At 57.2% G+C, this 3,257-nt stretch carries 2 rRNA genes; both read right to left on the bottom strand.

The window, feature by feature from the left end:
* Nucleotides 1-74: 74 nt before the first annotated feature.
* Nucleotides 75-191 (bottom strand): 5S ribosomal RNA (gene rrf, locus NWF35_RS00895).
* 69 nt (nt 192-260) lie between these two features.
* Nucleotides 261-3,199, bottom strand: a 23S ribosomal RNA gene (locus tag NWF35_RS00890).
* Nucleotides 3,200-3,257: the final 58 nt, after the last annotated feature.

The following is a 3,257-nucleotide window of genomic DNA, read 5'->3' as shown; positions in this document are numbered from 1 at the left end:
CTACACTATTTCCATTCGTGCTCCTTCGTCCAGCTCTGACACCTCTCCGCTTTGCCTATAGAGGAGAAAATCCTGCCTGGCAGCGTCCTACTCTCCCAGGGGCTCCCGCCCCAAGTACCATCGGCGCTGGAGGGCTTAACTTCCGTGTTCGGAATGGGAACGGGTGGTTCCCCTCCGCTATCACCACCAGACAGGATATATGGTGTTTGGTTACACCTTCAAAATTGGTTACGGGATCATCCAGCATTCACTCTGCGAGTGAGGAGAAGCCCTCGACCGATTCGTATCCGTCAGCTCAACGCATTACTGCGCTTACACCTCGGACCGATCTACCTCGTCATCTTCAAGGGGTCTTACTCCCACTAGGGGATGGGAAATCTCATCTTGAGGAGGGCTTCGCGCTTAGATGCTTTCAGCGCTTATCCCGTCCGCACTTGGCTACCCAGCGATGCATCTGGCGACACAACTGGTACACCAGCGGTGCGTCCATCCCGGTCCTCTCGTACTAAGGACAGCTCCTCTCAGATTTCCTACGCCCGCGGCAGATAGGGACCGAACTGTCTCACGACGTTCTGAACCCAGCTCGCGTACCGCTTTAATGGGCGAACAGCCCAACCCTTGGGACCGACTTCAGCCCCAGGATGCGATGAGCCGACATCGAGGTGCCAAACCTCCCCGTCGATGTGGACTCTTGGGGGAGATTAGCCTGTTATCCCCGGGGTAGCTTTTATCCGTTGAGCGATGGCCCTTCCACTCGGAACCACCGGATCACTAAGCCCGACTTTCGTCCCTGCTCGACTTGTAGGTCTCGCAGTCAAGCTCCCTTCTGCCTTTACACTCTTAGGCGCGATTTCCAACCGCGCTGAGGGAACCTTTGGGCGCCTCCGTTACCTTTTAGGAGGCGACCGCCCCAGTCAAACTGCCCACCTGACACGGTCCTCCAGCCGGATCACGGCTGCGAGTTAGAACCCCGGTACAGCCAGAGTGGTATCCCACCGGCGCCTCCACCGAAGCTGGCGCTCCGGCTTCTCAGGCTCCCACCTATCCTGTACAAGCTGTACCTAGATTCAATATCAGGCTGCAGTAAAGCTCCACGGGGTCTTTCCGTCTTGCCGCGGGTAACCTGCATCTTCACAGGTACTACGATTTCACCGGGTCTCTCGTTGAGACAGCGCCCAAGTCGTTACGCCTTTCGTGCGGGTCGGAACTTACCCGACAAGGAATTTCGCTACCTTAGGACCGTTATAGTTACGGCCGCCGTTTACTGGGGCTTCGGTTCAGAGCTTCGCCGAAGCTAACCCTTCCCCTTAACCTTCCAGCACCGGGCAGGCGTCAGCCCCTATACTTCGCCTTACGGCTTTGCAGAGACCTGTGTTTTTGCTAAACAGTCGCTTGGGCCTCTTCACTGCGACCTCCTCGGGCTTTTCACCCTACCGAGGCACCCCTTCTCCCGAAGTTACGGGGTCATTTTGCCGAGTTCCTTAACGAGAGTTATCCCGCGCGCCTGAGGATTCTCTCCTCGCCTACCTGTGTCGGTTTGCGGTACGGGCACCTCACTCCTCGCTAGAGGCTTTTCTTGGCAGTGTGAGATCAGGGACTTCGGTACTATAATTTCCCTCGCCATCACGGCTCAGCCTTACGACCAGACGGATTTGCCTATCCGGTCAGCCTCACCGCTTGGACGCGCACTTCCAACCGCGCGATCCCCTACCCTCCTGCGTCCCCCCTTCGCTCAAACGGAGTGGAGGTGGTACAGGAATTTCAACCTGTTGTCCATCGCCTACGCCTTTCGGCCTCGGCTTAGGTCCCGACTTACCCTGAGCGGACGAGCCTTCCTCAGGAAACCTTAGGCTTTCGGCGGAGGGGATTCTCACCCCTCTTTTCGCTACTCACACCGGCATTCTCACTTCCCAGCGCTCCACCATGCCTTACGGCATAGCTTCGATGCCCTGGGAACGCTCCCCTACCGCGTATCTCTCGATACACCCACAGCTTCGGTGGTCCGTTTAGCCCCGTTACATTTTCGGCGCAGGGTCACTTGACCAGTGAGCTATTACGCACTCTTTAAATGATGGCTGCTTCTAAGCCAACATCCTGGTTGTCTCAGCAACCCCACATCCTTTTCCACTTAACGGACACTTGGGGACCTTAGCTGGTGGTCTGGGCTGTTTCCCTCTTGACCACGGATCTTAGCACTCGTAGTCTGACTCCCGGAGTAAAGTAAACGGCATTCGGAGTTTGACTGAGTTCGGTAACCCGGGAAGGGCCCCTAGCCCAATCAGTGCTCTACCTCCGTCACTCATCCTCCGAGGCTAGCCCTAAAGCTATTTCGGGGAGAACCAGCTATCTCCGAGTTCGATTGGCATTTCACCCCTACCCACACCTCATCCCCTGGTTTTTCAACACCAGTGGGTTCGGGCCTCCATTGAGTGTTACCTCAACTTCACCCTGGACATGGGTAGATCACCCGGTTTCGGGTCGACGACCACGTACTCATTCGCCCTATTCAGACTCGCTTTCGCTACGGCTCCGGCTTCTCGCCTTAACCTCGCACGTGACCGTCACTCGCCGGTTCATTCTACAAAAGGCACGCCGTCACGTCTCTAAGGACGCTCCGACTGCTTGTAGGCACACGGTTTCAGGTTCTCTTTCACTCCCCTCCCGGGGTGCTTTTCACCTTTCCCTCACGGTACTGGTTCGCTATCGGTCGCCAGGGAGTATTTAGCCTTGGGAGGTGGTCCTCCCTGCTTCCCACGGGATTTCACGTGTCCCGCGGTACTCGGGGTCCGTCTCGGAGAGACGAAGGTTTCGACTACAGGGCTGTTACCTCCTATGGCGGACCGTTCCAGGTCACTTCGTCTACCCTCGCCTTTTGTCACTCCATGTGAGACGCCCCACAACCCCGCCGGGCAAAACCCGACGGTTTGGGCTGTTCCCCGTTCGCTCGCCGCTACTTAGGGAATCGCTGTTGCTTTCTTCTCCTCGGGGTACTAAGATGTTTCAGTTCCCCCGGTATGCCCCCGTCCACCCTATGGATTCAGGTGGCGGTACCAGCCCTCGTCGGACTGGTGGGTTGCCCCATTCGGGAATCCTCGGATCAACGCTCGCTTACAGCTCCCCGAGGCATATCGGTGTTCGCCCCGCCCTTCATCGGCTCCTGGCGCCAAGGCATCCACCGTGCGCCCTTACTAGCTTCTCCTCAGGACTCGCTACCTGTGAATGCTTGACTCTCCCGTATCCAATTTTCAAGGTGCAAC

Origin of the sequence: Polycladomyces subterraneus, from assembly GCF_030433435.1 — a bacterium.
Classification (GTDB): Bacteria; Bacillota; Bacilli; order Thermoactinomycetales; family JIR-001; genus Polycladomyces; species Polycladomyces subterraneus.
The sequence above is the reverse complement of the archived record's forward strand: the minus strand, read 5'-3'. Positions and strand labels throughout refer to the sequence as shown.